The sequence below is a fragment of the Leucobacter luti genome, from assembly GCF_004217175.1.
Taxonomy (GTDB): domain Bacteria; phylum Actinomycetota; class Actinomycetes; order Actinomycetales; family Microbacteriaceae; genus Leucobacter; species Leucobacter luti.
The window spans coordinates 670,166-685,716 of sequence record NZ_SHKI01000002.1 but is presented as its reverse complement, the minus strand read 5'-3'; the positions used below and the strand labels follow the sequence as shown (position 1 = coordinate 685,716).

Genomic DNA, 15,551 nt, shown 5'->3' with positions numbered 1-15,551 from the left:
GCTCCGGATCAGGCGCGGCACAGCCTGTCACTGCGCGCGCCCCGGGTTCCCCGGCGCCGCGAAATTGCAGCGCCGGGAAGCGTAAGTGCCGTGGCTACGGCTGCCGGACCACGCGGAACTGCGTGACTCCGGTGTCCACCGCACCGCGCACGTACCCGGTGGGCGATGCGGCGACGGCGTGGAGGAACGCGACCGCCTCGGCGGTGATCTCCTCGCCGGGCATCACGTTCGGGATCCCGGGCGGATACGCGGCGAGCGTGTCGGCGGAGACGCGGCCCACGGCCGCCGCCGCGGGCACAAGCTCCGTCTCGCCGAAGAAGCCCCCGCGCGGGGTGAGCCGCTGCGTGCCGGGCGCGGGCAGGGGCGGGAAGTCGGTGGCGTCCGCGTTCGCGGCGCGCTCCACAGCGGCGGCCTCGGAGTCGACCGCGGCAATGAGTGCGCTGAGCACCGCCGCCACGTCGGGCGTCTTGCCGGCACCGATCACGGCGACGAGCGAGGTGGCCGTGGACATCTCGAAGTAGAGCGCGTCTTCCTCGATCAGGCGGTTGCGCAGCCAGTGCCCGCTCACGCCGGTCGCTGACACGTCGATCGGCACGCGCAGCAGGTCGGTCTCGACGATGTCGGGGAAGCGATCAAAGTGGTCGCTCACCACGTCGAAGCGCGGGTCTGCGCGCAGCAGCTCGCGGAAGTGCTGGGCCACCTCGATCGACCGGCCGATCGCGTCCTCGCCCGTGACGAGGGCCGACCGGGCGATGTCGAGCGATGCGCGCAGAATCGCGCTCGTTGAGGTGGACGAGGTCATGCCGAACGCGCGCTCCACGAACGGCTCGAGCTTCGCCGCGAGCGGGCCGTGCCCCAGGTGCAGCATCGCCGACTGGGTGAGCGAGCCGGCCAGCTTGTGCGTGCTCGAAATGACGAGGTCGGCGCCGAGGCGCGCGGGCGATTCCGGCAGCTCGGGGTGGAACCCGAAGTGCGGACCCCACGCGCCGTCGACAATCAGCGGGGCGCCGTGGGCGTGGGCTACGTCGGCGAGACCGCGCACGTCGGAGACCGACCCGAAGTAGCTCGGCGAGATGATGTAGACGGCCGCGGCCGGGCGGCCCGCTCGCGCCGCGGCGGTCAGCGCCTCGTCGAGCGCCGCCGGCGAGACGCCGTGCGCCATGCCGTGCGCGGCGTCGACCGTGGGAAACACGTACGACGGCGTGATCCCGGCGAGGAGCACGCCGTCGCTGAAGCTCGAGTGCGCGCTGCGCTGGGCGAGTACGTGTTCGCCCAGGCCGCGCGCGGCGAGCGCGGCGGTCCGGTTCGCCTGCGACGCCCCGTTCGTGAGGAACCAGGTGCGCTTTGCGCCCCACGCGTCCGCCGCGAGATCGAGGGCCTCATCGAGGGGCGAGTGCGCTTCAAGGTCCACGCCCTCCAGCAGCATGGGGATGTCGAGCCGCAGGGCGCGCTCCCCCAGGAACGCGGCGAGCCGCTCGGCGATGCCGAGGTCGGTGCCGCCGTGGCCCGGCACCATCAGCTGCACGGGGGTGCGTGCAATGTAGCGGTCGAGCGCGTCCGCGTACGGAGTGGCCTCGTGGCGGCGCAGGCGTTCAGCCCGCTCGGCCGGAGTCTGGTCGGTTGCGGCCGCGGGGGCGGCACCGGAGTGAACGAGGTGCGCGACTTCAGTGGGCGCGGCATCGGCATAGAGCATGTCTCTATGGTGGGGCCGCACCGCGCACAAGTGAATCCCGTCCTTCCTCTGTCGTCACATACAATGTATGTGGCGGGATTCGCTTTTCGCCCACTTGATACGATATGGAATAGGTGACCCGGTGATCGATCTTCGCCAGCTTCAGGCGCTCCGCGCGGTGCACCGCACCGGCTCGGTGACGCAGGCCGCCCGAAGCCTCGGCTGGAGCCAGCCGACCGTCGACTACCACCTCCGCAACCTCGACGCGCTCGTGGGCGGTGCCCTCCTTGAGCGCAGCACGCGCGGGAGCACGCTCACCCCGGTGGGGCACCTGGTGCTCGACCGGGCGCAGGAGATCCTCACGCTCAGCGACCGGGCCCTCCGCGATGCCCGCGAGTTCACCCACATGGGACAGACGCGACTGCGGTTCGGCACGTTTCCCACCGCGGCGGCGAAGCTGCTCCCCGCGGTCGCCGGCCAGCTCAGCGACCTCAATATCGAACTCGACGCCGTACTCGAGGAGGTCGCCCCGCTCGTCGCCGACGTCAACCAGCGCGAGCTCGATGCCGCGCTCGTCTACACCGTGCCCGGCCGGGAGCTCCCGTTCCGCTCCGACATCGCCACCACCGAGGTGCTCCGGGATCCACTCCTGCTCGCGCTCCCCGAGGAACACCCGCTCGCGCACCACACTTCGATCAGCCTCGACACGCTCCTCACGCTGCACTCGGAGCGGTGGCTCCTCGGAGCAACGCAGGACGACCCGATGGACGCCGTCGTGGTCGACGCGTTCGCCGCCGCCGGCCACACGCTCGAGGTCGCGATCCGCACCGACGATTTCCAGGTCATGCTCGGCATGATCGCGGCCCGCATGGTGATTGGTCTCGTGGCCAAGCTCGCGACGGGGCCGAGCCACCCGGGCGTCGTGCTCCGCCCCATCGAGGACCCGTCGTTCGCGCGCTCCGTGCTCCTCGCCGCCCCCACGGAGGGGGCCACCGGCCAGCCCTCAACGGCGGTGCGGCAGCTCGCGGTCGCGATCCGCTCGGCGGTGACCGCGCTCGACGCCTAGGCACGCGGCCGCGCGCGGCTGGGCTGCCTGCCAGCAGCTTTCGGGGCCTTGTGGCCTGCGGGCTACCGCGCCGCGACCGTGAGGCCTGCGGCTCGCTGGGCCGCTAGCCGGCGTGGCCGCTGGGTCGCCTGGCCTGCGGGCTACTGGGCCGCTGTGCCGCTGCGCTGCGTGGCCGCGTGGCCGCGTGGCCGCGTGGCCTGCCTATCCCAGGCGGGGCAGCGCGGCCGACGGCTCTTCGGGGGTGAGCCCCGGGGCCGCGGGCGTTCCGGGGACCGCGTGGGTGCCGGGTTCCGGGGCCGCGATCGGTGCCCCGATGGTCAGCCCGGGCGTCGCGGTCCCGGACGCAGCCGCGTCCTCGACCGGCTCGGCCCCGCGTCCGTCGAGCGCGTCGATGTAGCGGAGCACGATGCCCTCGCGCAGCGCCCACGGCGAGATGGTGAGGGTGGACACATCGAACACCTTCATCGCGGTGCGCAGCACGATCGCGCCGGCCATGATCTGGTAGCCGCGCTCCGGTGTGATCCCGGGCAGGTACTCCCGCACGTTCGAGGGCATGTCGCGCAGTGTCGGCTCCCACTCGCGCAAGCCGGTGTAGTGCAGCGGGGCGAGATCGCCGGTGACCGGGTCGGCCGGGCCGCCGACGAGCCGCGCGAGCGAGCGGATCGTCTTCGAGGTGCCCACGACGCGCTTGGGCCGCGGCCGGTCGCAGAAGAGCTCGTCGCGCACGCGAGTGAACTCGGCGCGGGCGTGCTCGCGCAGCGCCGACACCGCCTCGCGGGGCGGTGGATCCTCGGCGAGGTAGTTGATCGTGGTGCGGCCGGCGCCGAGCGGCAGCGAGACCTGCACGTCGGGGTACTCGTCTGCCCCCTGCGCGATCTCGAACGAGCCGCCGCCGATGTCGAAGAGGAGAATCTCGCCCGCGGACCAGCCGAGCCAGCGGCGCACGGCGAGCATCGTGATGCGCGCCTCGTCCTCGCCGGAGAGCACGTGCAGTGAGACGCCGGTCTCGCGGGCGATGCGCGCCAGCACGACCTCGCCGTTTGCGGCCTCGCGGATCGCGCTCGTCGCGGTGCAGATCAGGTCGTCGACGCCGATCTCGTGGGCGATGCGCACCGACTCGGCGATCGCGGACACGATGAGCTGCACGCCCTCCTCCACGATTGCCCCGTCGGAGTCGAGGTAGCGCATGAGCCGCAGCACCGAGCGCTGCGAGTGGTACGGGTCGGGGCTCGCGCCCGGATGGGCGTCAACGACCAGCAGGTGGACGGTGTTCGACCCTACGTCGATGACTCCGAGGCGCATGCCCTCAGTCTAGGCCGGTCAGTACGCGGATCCCGCATCGGGATTCGCCGCGGGGTCTGCGGCTGCCCCGCCCGCCGGATCGGCCGCCGCCGGTGCCGCGGGTGCCGCCCAGCCCGCGAGGATCGCTGCGGTGCCCGAGACACCGAAGCGCGTGGCGCCCGCCGCCCACAGCTCGCGCACCGCCGCGGGCGTGCGGATCCCGCCGGACGCCTTCACTCCGAGCCTGCCGCCCACGGTCTGCGCCATGAGTGCGACGGCGTGCACGCTCGCGCCGCCGGCGGGGTCGAAGCCGGTGGACGTCTTCACGAAGTCGGCGCCCGCCGCCTCCGCTGCGCGGCAGGCGCCGACGATCTCGGCGTCGCTGAGCGCCGCCGACTCGAGGATCACCTTGAGCACGCGGCCGGGGACGGCCGCGCGCACGGCGCGAATCTCCGCCTCGACCGAGCCCCAGTCCCCCGCCCGAACGAGCCCGCGGTTGAGCACCATGTCAATCTCGGCGGCGCCGTCGGCGACCGCGGCGGCGGCCTCGGCCGCTTTCACCTCGGCGGTGTGCACGCCGCTCGGAAACCCGACGACCGTGACGATCTGGACGGGACTGCTGCGAAGCGCCTGCGTGGCCTCTTCAATGAGCGTGGGGCTGATGCAGACGCGGGCGACCCCGAGCGCACGGGCGGCCCGCAGAAACTCGTCGAGTTCGGCGGGAGTGGTGCCGGGGGCGAGGAGCGTGTGGTCGGCGGTCGCGAGGAACACGTCGGCGGTGAGCTCGGCCCGCTCCGCGGGGCGGTCGGTGGCTGCGGCGGGTGCGGGTGCGGGTGCGGCAGCGTGTGATTCGGCGTCAGCGCCGGTGCCGCGGCCTGCCGGGGAGGGTGTTGGGGCGGTCATGTGGACTCCGATCGCGTGGCTCGATACTGCTGGGTGGGTGGTGGGTCGCGCCGGTGGAATGTGTTGCCGGTGTGCGGTGTCACTGGCGGGCCAGCCGGCCGGCCCGAGGACGTCGCGGCTTGAGGACCGCGGCTGGTGCGCCGGCCGGTGCACTACCCGGCGAAGGGGCCGACGCGCTGCACGCGCACGACGGGCTCGCCCTCGGCCTCTGACGCGGCGAGGTCGACCACGCCCTCGATCGCCCAGTCGCGGTCGCCGGCGGGGTCGAGGAGCACCTGGCGGAAGCGCCAGACCCCCTCGGCCTTGGCTTCCTCGCCCCGATCGATCTCGAGGAGCGCGGCCGCACGCGCGTCGGCGCTCGTGCTGATCTCGTCGTACTCCGTGTAATAGCCGGCCAGCGCGTCGCGCCAGCGCTGCTCGCCGAAGCCGTGCGGCCCGTCGAGCTCGGCGAGCTCCCCGTAGCGCTCGAACGCGGCGGCCTGCACGCGTCGGAAGAGGGCGTTGCGCAGCATCACTCCGAACGCGCGCTCGTTCGACAGCACGGATCGCGCGGGCGGTGCGAGATCGATGCCACCCGGCGTGGTGGCGCGCTGCGCCTCGGGATCCGGGTTGGCGAGCTGCTCCCACTCGTCGATGAGGCTCGAGTCGACCTGCCGCACGAGCTCACCGAGCCACTCGATGAGCTCTTCGAGCTCCGGGCTCTTCGCTTGCTCGGGCACCGTGCGCTCGATGGCGCGGTACGCGTCGCTGAGGTAGCGCAGCACCCCGCCCTCGGCGCGACCGAGCTGGTAGAACGACACGAGGTCACGGAAGCCGAAGGCGCGCTCGATCATGTCGCGCACGATCGACTTGGGCCGCAGCTCGTAGTCGCGCGCCCACGGCACTTCCTTGAGGTACTCGTGGAAGGCCTCGTCGAGCAATTCCTTGAGCGGCTGCGGGTGCGTGATCGCCTCGAGCAGCTCCATGCGCTCCTCGTACTCGATCCCCTCGGCCTTCATCGCGGCGACCGCCTCGCCGCGGGCCCGGTGCTCCTGCGCGCGCACGATCGCCCGCGGGTCCTCAAGCGTGGCCTCGATGATCGAGATGACGTCGAGTGGGTAGGTCTCGGACTCGGGGTCGAGCAGCTCGATCGCGGCGAGCGCGAACGGGGACAGCGGCTGGTTGAGCGCGAAGTTCGCCTGGAGCTCGACGGTGAGGCGGAGCAGGCGCTGGCCGCGCTCGTCCTCGTGAATCTCAACGATGCCGCCGTTGCGCAGCGTGCGGAAGATCGAGAGTGCGGTGCGCGCGTGCGCAAACTGGGCGGCGCGCGGCTCGTGGCTGTCGAAGATCAGCATCTGCATCGTATTGAGGGCCTCGCCCTCCCACTCCTCGCCGCGACCGATCACGCCGAGCACCATCGCGTGCGTGACGCGCATGCGGCTCACGAGCGGCTCGGGCTGGGAGGCGATGAGCTTCTCAAACGTGGCCTCGCTCCACGCCACAAAGCCCTGGGGCGCCGACTTCTTCTTGACGGGCTTCGCCTTCTTGCCGCCCTTGCCGTCTGCCGCTTTTGCCGCCGCCTTCGCGACGGCCTTCGCGTTCTCAATCTCGTGCTCGGGCGCGAGCGCGATCACGTCGCCCTCGGTGTCGTACCCGGCCCGGCCGGCGCGGCCGGAGATCTGGTGGAACTCGCGGGCGGAGAGGCGGCGCATCTTCTCGCCGTCGAACTTGGTGAGCGCCGTGATCACGACCGTGCGGATCGGCACGTTGATGCCGACGCCCAGGGTGTCGGTGCCGCAGATGACGCGCAGCAGCCCGCGCTGCGCGAGCTGCTCGACGAGCCGACGGTAGCGAGGCAGCATGCCGGCGTGGTGCACACCGATGCCGGAGCGCACGAGCCGCGACAGCGTGGTGCCGAAGCCGGTGGAGAAGCGGAAGTCGCCGATCGCGGCCGCGATCTCGTCGCGGCCCGCGCGATCGACAATCTTGATCGATGCGAGCGCCTGCGCCTGCTCGACCGCGTGCGACTGGTTGAAGTGGACGAGATATGCCGGGGTCTCGCGATCAGCGATGAGCTGCTCAACCACCTCGTGCGCCGGGGCCACCTCGTAGCTGAAACTCAGCGGCACCGGTCGCTCAACGCCCGTGACGAGGGCGGTGTCGCGGCCGGTGGTGTCGCTGAGGTCGGCGGCGAGCTCGGTCACGTCGCCCAGCGTCGCCGACATGAGGAGGAACTGCGCGTCGTGCATCAGCAGCAGCGGCACCTGCCACGCCCAGCCCCGGTCTGGATCCGCGTAGTAGTGGAACTCGTCCATGATGACCTGAGTGATCCCGCCGGTCTCAGGGTTGTCGACGTTCTTGTCGCGGATCGCGAGGTTCGCGAGGATCTCGGCGGTGCAGCACAGGATCGGCGCGTCGGGATTGATCGACGAGTCCCCCGTGATCATGCCGACACGCTCGGCCCCGAAGACCGAGACGAGGTCGAAGAACTTCTCGCTGACGAGCGCCTTGATGGGTGCCGTGTAGACGGTGCGCCGCCCCTCGGCGACCGCGATGAAGTGCGCGCCGATCGCGACCAGCGACTTGCCGGTGCCGGTGGGGGTCGCGAGGATCACGTTGCTGCCGAGCGCGATGCCGAGCACCGCCTCCTCTTGAGCCGGGTACAGGCGCAGGCCGCGCTCCTCAAGCGCCCACTCCTCGAACGCGGCGAACGCGTCCTCAGCGCCGCCGGAGCCGTTCGCGTGTGCGGCGTCGAGCGCCTGATGCAGGCTCATGTGTCGGCATTCTCCTTCTGGGTGGGGGTCGTCGGTGCGTCGCCGCTCTCGAGTTCGGCGAATTTCGCCTGCATCGTCGGGTTGCCCCGCGTGAGCTTCTTCACGGTGACCCCCTGCGCTTTGTCGTTTGCGAGTCGCAGGTTGTTCTCTGACTTGAGCAGTTGCTCGCGCACCTTCTCCATCTCGCGAATGGAGGTGTCAATGCGCTTGATCGCTTCCTTGAACTGGGTGGAGGCCAGCTCGTAATTGCGCCCGAACGCGCCCTTGAACGCGTCGAGTTCGCTCTCAAAGTTCGTGATGTCGATGTTCTGCGACTTCACGAGTTCGAGCTCCGACTTGTACTTCAGCGAGTTCATCGCCGCGTTGCGCAGCAGGGTGATGAGCGGGATGAAGAACTGCGGCCGCACCACGTACATCTTCGGGTAGCGATGCGACACGTCAACGATACCGCCGTTGTACAGCTCGCTCTCCGGTTCCAGGAGCGAGACCAGCACCGCGTACTCGCACCCCTTCTCACGACGGTCCTTATCGAGCTCCTTGAGGAAGTCCTCGTTCTTGTGCTTCGTGGCGGTGCCGTCCGCCTCGTTCTTCATCTCAAACATGATCGACACGATCTCGATCCCGGCGAGATCGTGGTCGCGGAAGATGAAGTCGCCCTTGCTCCCGGTACTCGCGTCGTTGTCCTTTTCGAAGTACGCGTTCGGGAACGCCGTGGCACGGATCTGGTTGAACGTGGTCTCGCAGTGCTGCTCGAGCGTCTCGCCGATCATCTTCGTGGACAGTCGCGCCTTCATGTCGCGCAGCCGCTCGATCGCGTCGTCGCGATCCTTCAGCTGCACCTCGTAGCGCTCCTTCAGCGACCGCTCGGCGAGCTGCTTCTCAAGCTCGGAGCGGTCGAGGCCGCGCCGCAGCTCATCCCGCTCCTTCTCAACGGCCCCAACCGCCTCGGTGATCTCGAGCTTGCGCGAGAGCTCAAGCCGGTCCAGCTCGGCACGCGCGCGCTGCAACTCGGCCTCGCTCGCGGCCGCGCGCTCCTGCATCTGGGCTGCCAGCTTCGCCTCCGCGAGCTCGACGGCTGTCTGCTGCTCGCGGCGCGCCTGCTCAAGCTCGCCCGCCAGCCGGTCGCGATCCTTCTCGACGGCTCCGCGCGCCTCGGCAACCGCGAGCTGCTGCGCCGCGGCGCTCGCGTCGAGCTTGGCCTGCAACTGCTGAATCTCGGTGTCTTTGACCGCCGCGGCCTTCTGCATCTCGCCGGCGGCGTTCGCCTGTGCGAGCTCCACCGCGCTCTGCTTTTCGCGCTCCGCGAGCTGCAGCCGCTCGTGCAGCTGCGCCTCGAAGTCGCTGTCTCGCACCTGCTTCAGAATCTCCGCGTACCCGGCCTCGTCCACCGTGAATGCTTTCCCGCAGTGCGGGCACTGAATCTCGTGCATGAGCGCCTCCTTCGTGGGTCGCGGCCTGTGGCCATGACTAACCCTGGCACAGGCCACTGACATTCAGGGTGCGGCGGGCCGGGAACGCCCCCGCACGCCGCAACGCACTGTCATACCCGGCGCGCACCGCCGGGCACGGAGATACACTGGCGAAATGGCAGATCCGCACCTTTTCCGCCCGTTCGAGCTTCGAGGCGTTGCGGTGCGCAACAGGCTGTGGGTGTCGCCCATGTGTCAGTACTCAGTCGCGGCGGAGGACGGGATCCCACGCGACTGGCATCTCGTACACATCGGCGCGCTCGCCCGGGGCGGTGCCGGGCTGGTCACGGTCGAGGCGTCCGCGGTACTGCCGGAGGGCCGGATCTCGCCGCGCGACCTCGGCCTCTGGTCTGACGCGCACACCCCGGCGTTCGCCCGGCTCGCAGAGATCGCGCACGCACACGGTGCCCGGATCAGTGTGCAGCTCGGCCACGCCGGGCGCAAGGCGTCGAGCCATCCCTGGCTGCCCGGGTTCCCGTCTGGCGGACAGTCCGTCGCCGACGGCGGGTGGCAGACCGTCGGCCCGTCCGGTCTCCCGTTCGGGGACTACCCCGCGCCGCGCGCGCTCACGGGCGACGAGCTCCCCGCGATTGTGGCGGCGTTCGTCGCCGCGGCGGATCGCGCCGTCGCCGCCGGCTTCGACGCCGTCGAAGTCCATGCTGCGCACGGCTACCTCCTGCACTCGTTCCTGTCCCCGTTCTCGAACCGACGGGAGGACGAGTACGGGGGTCCGCTCGCCGGCCGCGCCCGCCTGCTGCGCGAGATCGTGCGCACGATCCGCGACCGGCACCCCGACCTCCCCGTCATGGTGCGCGTCTCGGCAACCGAGTGGGTCGACGGCGGCTTCGACCTCGCTGAGTGCGGGCAGCTCGTCGAGTGGCTCGCGGCGGACGGCGCCGACCTCATCGACGTGTCCTCCGCGGCGAACCTGCCGAGCGCCCCGATCCCGGTGGGGCCGTCGTACCAGGTGCCGCTCGCCGCAGCCCTGCGGAGCGGACCGCTCCCGGTGGGTGCGGTGGGGATGATCACCAGCGCGGCGCAGGCCGAGAGCGTGCTCGCCACGGGGCAGGCCGATATCGTCTCCCTGGGACGCCCGCTGCTCGCCGACCCGCAGCTCCCCCTCCGCTGGGCGCACGAGCTGCGCGCACCCGGCGCCGCGGATCTCGTTCCCGGCCCCTACCACCGCGCGCGCTTCTAACCGGCCCCGGCCGTTGTCCGAGGCCGGGTCTACACTGACCGCATGTCCGCGATACTGAGCCCCGCTGCGCTGCTCCCACTGCGCATGCGCGCGCTCGGGCTGCACCGCGACGCCGCCGACGCGACCGCTGCGCCCGGGCACACGGCTGCGCCCGGGCACACGGCTGCGCCCGACGCCGCTCCGGCACCCGGATCCGCAACCGCGCGCGTCGCGGCAACCGCGCGCCAAATGCTCGCGATCCAGGGCCAGGACTGGCGCTCGGCACGGTGGGCGCTCGGGGTGCGCACGCCAGGCACCACCGTCTCCGACGTGCACGCCGCGTTCTCAGCGGGCGCGATCGTGAGGTCCTGGCCAATGCGCGGCACGCTGCACATCGTCGCCGCCGAAGACATCGGCTGGCTGCAGGGCGTCACCTCACACCGCGTTCTCGCCGGGGCCCCCAAGCGCCGCGCCACGATCGGGCTCAGCGAAGCCGCGCTCGAGCGGCTCGTCGGGGTCTCGCTCGACGCGCTCCGCGGCGGCACCGCGCTCGACCGCGACGGGCTCTCAGCGGTGTGGACCGAGGCGGGTATCGAATGGCAGCCGGGGTGGCGGTACCACGTGATCTGGTGGCTCTGCCAGAACGGGCTCACCACGTTCGGCCCGGTGCGCGAGTCCGGGGAGCCGCTCCTCGTGCGCGCGGACGAGTGGATCACCGCTCCGCGAATCCTCACGGGAGACGAGGTGCTCGCGGAGTGCGCCGCGCGCTACACCGGAGCCCGCGGGCCCGTCTCCGAGCACGACCTCGCGTGGTGGACGGGGCTCACGCTGCGCGAGGCGCGCCGCGCCTTCGATCTCGCGCGCCAGGCGGGGCGGGCGGCGCCGCTGCGCCTGGGCGACGCGAGCGGCCCGCAGCTCTGGGCCACGCCAGCGGCCATCGCCGCGGCAGCTGCTGGTGTGGGTTCGGCAGGGGGCGATCCCGACGCCGCTGCGAGCGTGGCGGGCACGGCGGGCACCCCCGTCGGGCCCGGCGACACCTGGCACCTCCTCCCCGCCTTCGACGAGCACCTGCTCGGCTACACAGACCGCGCCGCGCAGCTTGATCCGGCACACTTCGATCACGTGGTCCCCGGCCGCAACGGCATGTTCATGGCGACCGTTGTCAAGAACGGTCGCGTGCTCGGCCTGTGGCGGCGCGGGTCGGGCGCGAAGGGCGCAATCACCGCGACGCCGCTCCCCGGCACTCGCCTCAACGCGCGTGCGCTTACGCCGCTCGTCGCGGACTGGAGCGACTTCCACGAGATCGGCCCACTGGCGGTTGATCTGCAGAAACGCACCGAGCCGTGATTCGCAGCGCGTGAGAAAGTAGAGCCATGGAAGTCGCGCTCATCGCTGTTATCGCCGTCATCGTGCTCGTGGGCGCTTCCATCCTGGGCGGCAGGATCGGTGTCGCGGCCCCGCTCGTGCTGGTCGTGACCGGGATCGGGATCGGGTACCTCCCGTTCGTGCCCCTCGTCGAGATCGACCCCGAGGTCGTGCTGCTCGGCGTCCTCCCTCCGCTGCTCTACGCCGCCGCGGTCAACGTGCCGCTCATCGATTTCCGGCGCAACCTGCGGCCCGTCGTCGGCCTCTCGGTACTCCTCGTGGTGATCACGGCGGTCGTGGTCGGCGCGGTGCTCCACTTCGTCGTCCCGACGATCCCGCTGCCCGTCGCGATCGCGCTCGGCGCGGTGATCAGCCCCACCGACGCCGTCGCGGCGACCTCGATCGGTAAGCGGCTCGGCATGCCGGATCGCGTGGTCGCGATCCTCGAGGGCGAGAGCCTCGTGAACGACGCGACCTCGCTCGTGCTCCTCAAGACCGCGATCGCCGCGGTCTCCGGCAGCTTCGTGTTCTGGGAGGCCGCAGGGTCGTTCGCGTTCTCGGTCACCGTCGCGATCGCGGTCGGCGGGCTCATCGGCGTCATTACGGTGTGGATCCGCTCGAAGCTCCATAACCCGGTGTACGACACGATGGTGTCGTTCGCGGTGCCGTTCGTGTCGTTCATCCCCGCCGAGGCAATGGAGGCGTCTGGCGTGCTCGCGGTCGTCGTCACCGGGCTCTACACCGGGCACCACGCCTCACGGCGCTTTAGCGCGACGGCCCGCATGAACGAGCGGCTCAACTGGCGCACCGTGCAGTTTGCGATGGAGAACGGCGTGTTCCTCGTCATGGGGCTGCAACTCCACGCGCTCGTGGAGCACGTGGGCGAGAGCCCCCTGCGCCTTGAGCACGTGCTCCTCATCTCGGTTGCGCTCGTCGCCGTCCTGATCGTCTGCCGTGCCCTATTCATGGTGCCGCTCATCGCGTCAATGCGCGGCTCGCTCGATCGCTTTGAGCAGCGCAGCAACGGGTTCACGAGACTCGCGCGGCGTGCGCAGGACTCGGTCAACACCGACGAGCGGCGCCTCCAGCGCGTTGAACGCCTGGCGAAGCGCACCCAGGCGGACCTCGAACACGAGCGCTCGCAACGGCTCGGCTGGCGCGACGGCGCCGCGCTGTCGTGGAGCGGAATGCGCGGCGTGGTCACGCTCGCGGCGGCGCAGTCGATCCCCGTGGGGATTCCGTATCGCGCGCAGATCATTCTGATCGCCTTCGGCGTCGCAGTGATCACGCTGCTGCTGCACGGGCTCACGCTGCCGCTCGTGATCCGCAAGCTCTGGCCCAATGGTTCCGGCGCGGGGGCAAGCACGAGCGAGCTGGTCTCGCTGAAGGGGGATCTGGTCGAGGCCGCAGACGCCGCGATTGACGACGCGATCGCCAACGGGGCGGAGGATCAGCCGCCCGTGCCCGAGGCCGTCGTGGAGCGTGCGCGGGCGAACGTGCGCAACGGCCTCGCACCGATCACGCTCACGCACGGGGCCACGGGCGCGATGGTGCTGCCCAGCGAGGAGACCCCCGCGCGGGCGTTCGTGCGGCTCAGCCGGGTCGCGCTCGAGGCGCAGCGCACTGCGCTCCTCGACGAGCGCGCGATCGGCCGCTACAGTTCGCAGGCGCTCCGCGCCGCCGAGCTCGCCCTCGACGCGCACGAGACGCGCCTCACCCCGCCCGGCAGCCACGCGTAGCCGGTCCCCGCCCCGCGCGCGCCGCCGCGCCCGCACCTGCCTCGGCACCGCCACGTCTCGCGCCCGCGCCCGCGCCCTTCTGGCCCGGCCACGCCCCGCCCCACCGCCGAGTGGAGCCAAACCACCCCTTCGTGCCACCCGAAGGGGGCTTGTGCGCACACTCGGCGGGCGCTGCGCCCACGCCACCCCGTGCCCCGTGCCCCGTGCCTGCGCCCGCACCCGCGCCCGCGCCGCGCCCGCGCCCGCGTAGCCACGCCCCGCCCCCACCGCCGAGTGGAGCCAAACCACCCCTTCGCGCCACCCGAAGGGGGCTTGTGCGCACACTCGGCGGGCGCTGCGCCCATGCTGCCCGGCACCCTGTGTCCCGTGCCCCTTGCTCCGTGCTCCGTGCTCCGTGCCCCGGGCTCCCACGGGGCACCCTGGGCACACCTCGCCACCTGCCCCGCACCCGCGACTGCGCCCCGCAGCCCCACCCCACCCCACCGCCGAGTGGAGGCAAACCACCCCTTCGCCACATGTGAAAGGGGGATTTGCCTCCACTCGGCGGTGGCCGGGGCGGGGTGGGAGGCAGGGCGAGGCGGGGTGGGAGGCAAGGGCGGGGCAGGGCAGGGCAGGGCGCTGACATGCATCGCCGACACGACTCGGCACAGCACGGCTGCCGCCGAGTGAAGCCAGATCTCCCCTTGGCGCCATGCGAAGGGGAGATTTACGCACACTCGGCGCGCGGGCGGCGCTGGCGCAGGCGCAGGCGCGGGCGCAGGCGCAGGCGCAGGCGCAGGCGCGGGCGCGAGCGCGGGCGGCGCGCAGGCGGCGCAGGCGCGAGCGGCGCACGCGCGGCTCGCGCTACACGCCCGCACCCACACGCCCGCACCCTCGGGGCGCGCGGCTCAGCGAATCTCGACGCCGGCCGCGGCGAGCTCGCGGAGCGCGGCGGCGGAAGTCTCGGGGGCGACGCCCGCGATCAGCCCCGTGTGGAGGCGCACCGAGATCCCGCCCGCGAGCGCGTCGAGCGCGGAGGCGCGCACACAGTAATCAGTGGCGATCCCCACCAGGTCGATCGCTTCGACGCCGCGCTCCGCGAGCACGTCGGCGAGAGAGCGCCCGTCGCCGGCCACGCCCTCGAACGCCGAGTAGGCGGGCTCACCGGCCCCCTTCCGCACGTGCACGTCGATGCGGTCGAGCGGCAGCGCCGGGTGATACTCGGCCCCCGGTGTGCCCTGCACGCAGTGCCGGGGCCAGGTGGTGACGAAGTCGGGGTCGGCGCCCGGCGCAGCGAAGTGGCCGCCGTTGTCGGTGTCGGCCTCGTGCCAGTCGCGGGAGGCCACAACGAGCCCGTAGCCGCCGAAAGACGCAACCGCATCGGAAGCCGCAGCACCCGCAGCACCACTGGACGCCCCCGCAGCGGGACCGGACGAATCAGTCGCCCCGACGAGCAACTCGGCGATTCCCGCGGCAACCGCGTTGCCACCCGCGACTCCGAGGGCGCCGCCCTCCGTGAAGTCGTTCTGCACGTCTACGATCAACAGCGCTCGAGTCATTGCCTCTCCCACATCGCGGGGGTCCCGGCAGGCGCGAGGGACCCGGTTCGTCCAGCCTACGCCGAGCGCACCGGGTTCTGGTGGTGGCTGAACACGATGCTCGTCCGCGTGGCCGAGACCGCGGGGTGCGCGGAGAGGTGCTCGACGACGAAGTCGCGGACGTGGTCGGAGTCGCGCGCAGCGAGGTGAATGATGAAGTCCTCGACCCCGCCGAGGAAGAACAGCTGCATCACCTCGGGGAGCGCGCGGAGCGCGTCGCTCATCTCGGAGATCTGCTGCCGCGCGCCCGAGCGCACCGTGACGCTGATGAGCACCTGGAGGCCGAGGCCCATCGCGCGGGGGTCAACACTGGCCGTGAAGCCGGTGATAATTCTGCGCGAAACGAGGCTCCGCACACGCGCGATGCAGGTGGAGGCCGCCACGCCGACACGCTCGGCGAGTTCGGCGTTGGTGATCCGACCGTTGGATTGCAGCTCGTCGATGATCTTGCGGTCCACCTCGTCCAGATCCATGTCTGGGCGCAGATTCTTCGATCCATCGGTCATTGGCCACCGCTCTCACTCGCAGGAATCCCATTGAAACAACTAA

General features: G+C 71.5%; 11 protein-coding genes. 4 read left to right on the top strand and 7 right to left on the bottom strand.

Annotated features, from left to right (window positions below):
• Window positions 1-94 precede the first annotated feature (94 nt).
• The gene (locus tag EV139_RS02820) at window positions 95-1,693 is read right to left on the bottom strand and encodes an aminotransferase class I/II-fold pyridoxal phosphate-dependent enzyme (protein WP_130452777.1); all 1,599 of its coding nucleotides are present in this window, start codon (window positions 1,691-1,693) and stop codon (window positions 95-97) included.
• A 121-nt stretch (window positions 1,694-1,814) separates the two neighbouring features.
• Here EV139_RS02820 and EV139_RS02815 point away from each other — a divergent pair, with 121 nt between their 5' ends.
• Entirely contained in the window at window positions 1,815-2,738 is a 924-nt protein-coding gene (locus tag EV139_RS02815; protein ID WP_130452776.1) for a LysR family transcriptional regulator, read from the top strand.
• 201 nt (window positions 2,739-2,939) lie between these two features.
• On the opposite strand, the gene EV139_RS02810 is transcribed toward EV139_RS02815, so the two are convergent.
• From EV139_RS02810 to EV139_RS02795, 4 genes are all read right to left on the bottom strand, one after another.
• Window positions 2,940-4,040, bottom strand: a complete 1,101-nt coding sequence (locus EV139_RS02810; protein ID WP_130452775.1) for a Ppx/GppA phosphatase family protein — start codon at window positions 4,038-4,040, stop codon at window positions 2,940-2,942.
• A gap of 18 nt (window positions 4,041-4,058) precedes the next feature.
• On the bottom strand, window positions 4,059-4,922 hold the full coding sequence (gene deoC / locus EV139_RS02805) for a deoxyribose-phosphate aldolase (protein WP_130452774.1): 864 nt from the start codon (window positions 4,920-4,922) through the stop codon (window positions 4,059-4,061).
• 152 nt (window positions 4,923-5,074) lie between these two features.
• Window positions 5,075-7,675, bottom strand: coding sequence for a DEAD/DEAH box helicase (locus tag EV139_RS02800; RefSeq protein WP_130452773.1), 2,601 nt, complete (start codon window positions 7,673-7,675; stop codon window positions 5,075-5,077).
• Complete coding sequence (locus EV139_RS02795; RefSeq protein ID WP_130452772.1) at window positions 7,672-9,105, bottom strand: DUF2130 domain-containing protein; 1,434 nt, start codon at window positions 9,103-9,105, stop codon at window positions 7,672-7,674. Before EV139_RS02795 ends, EV139_RS02800 begins: the two co-directional genes overlap by 4 nt.
• A gap of 154 nt (window positions 9,106-9,259) precedes the next feature.
• Here EV139_RS02795 and EV139_RS02790 point away from each other — a divergent pair, with 154 nt between their 5' ends.
• The 3 genes from EV139_RS02790 to EV139_RS02780 are packed head-to-tail and all read left to right on the top strand — an operon-like array spanning window position 9,260 to window position 13,425.
• Window positions 9,260-10,342 (top strand): NADH:flavin oxidoreductase/NADH oxidase, encoded by a 1,083-nt coding sequence (locus EV139_RS02790; RefSeq protein ID WP_130452771.1) that lies wholly within the window; start codon window positions 9,260-9,262, stop codon window positions 10,340-10,342.
• Between the two features lie 42 nt (window positions 10,343-10,384).
• Window positions 10,385-11,668: a winged helix DNA-binding domain-containing protein gene (locus EV139_RS02785; protein WP_130452770.1), complete on the top strand. Its 1,284-nt coding sequence runs from the start codon at window positions 10,385-10,387 to the stop codon at window positions 11,666-11,668.
• Between the two features lie 26 nt (window positions 11,669-11,694).
• Complete coding sequence (locus tag EV139_RS02780; RefSeq protein WP_130452769.1) at window positions 11,695-13,425, top strand: cation:proton antiporter; 1,731 nt, start codon at window positions 11,695-11,697, stop codon at window positions 13,423-13,425.
• A gap of 887 nt (window positions 13,426-14,312) precedes the next feature.
• On the opposite strand, the gene EV139_RS02775 is transcribed toward EV139_RS02780, so the two are convergent.
• Together EV139_RS02775 and EV139_RS02770 are read right to left on the bottom strand one after the other, a co-directional pair.
• The gene (locus tag EV139_RS02775) at window positions 14,313-14,963 is read right to left on the bottom strand and encodes an isochorismatase family protein (protein ID WP_130452768.1); all 651 of its coding nucleotides are present in this window, start codon (window positions 14,961-14,963) and stop codon (window positions 14,313-14,315) included.
• Window positions 14,964-15,019: 56 nt separating this feature from the next.
• Entirely contained in the window at window positions 15,020-15,508 is a 489-nt protein-coding gene (locus EV139_RS02770) for an Lrp/AsnC family transcriptional regulator (RefSeq protein ID WP_130452767.1), read from the bottom strand.
• Window positions 15,509-15,551: the final 43 nt, after the last annotated feature.

Bases quoted from the DNA above. Each gene is read 5' to 3' on its own strand.
- deoC (WP_130452774.1), bottom strand. From the start codon at position 4,922: ATGACCGCCCCAACACCCTCCCCGGCAGGCCGCGGCACCGGCGCTGAC.
- EV139_RS02770 (WP_130452767.1), bottom strand. From the start codon at position 15,508: ATGACCGATGGATCGAAGAATCTGCGCCCAGACATGGATCTGGACGAG.
- EV139_RS02810 (WP_130452775.1), bottom strand. From the start codon at position 4,040: ATGCGCCTCGGAGTCATCGACGTAGGGTCGAACACCGTCCACCTGCTG.
- EV139_RS02780 (WP_130452769.1), top strand. From the start codon at position 11,695: ATGGAAGTCGCGCTCATCGCTGTTATCGCCGTCATCGTGCTCGTGGGC.
- EV139_RS02795 (WP_130452772.1), bottom strand. From the start codon at position 9,105: ATGCACGAGATTCAGTGCCCGCACTGCGGGAAAGCATTCACGGTGGAC.
- EV139_RS02820 (WP_130452777.1), bottom strand. From the start codon at position 1,693: ATGCTCTATGCCGATGCCGCGCCCACTGAAGTCGCGCACCTCGTTCAC.
- EV139_RS02785 (WP_130452770.1), top strand. From the start codon at position 10,385: ATGTCCGCGATACTGAGCCCCGCTGCGCTGCTCCCACTGCGCATGCGC.
- EV139_RS02775 (WP_130452768.1), bottom strand. From the start codon at position 14,963: ATGACTCGAGCGCTGTTGATCGTAGACGTGCAGAACGACTTCACGGAG.
- EV139_RS02800 (WP_130452773.1), bottom strand. From the start codon at position 7,675: ATGAGCCTGCATCAGGCGCTCGACGCCGCACACGCGAACGGCTCCGGC.
- EV139_RS02790 (WP_130452771.1), top strand. From the start codon at position 9,260: ATGGCAGATCCGCACCTTTTCCGCCCGTTCGAGCTTCGAGGCGTTGCG.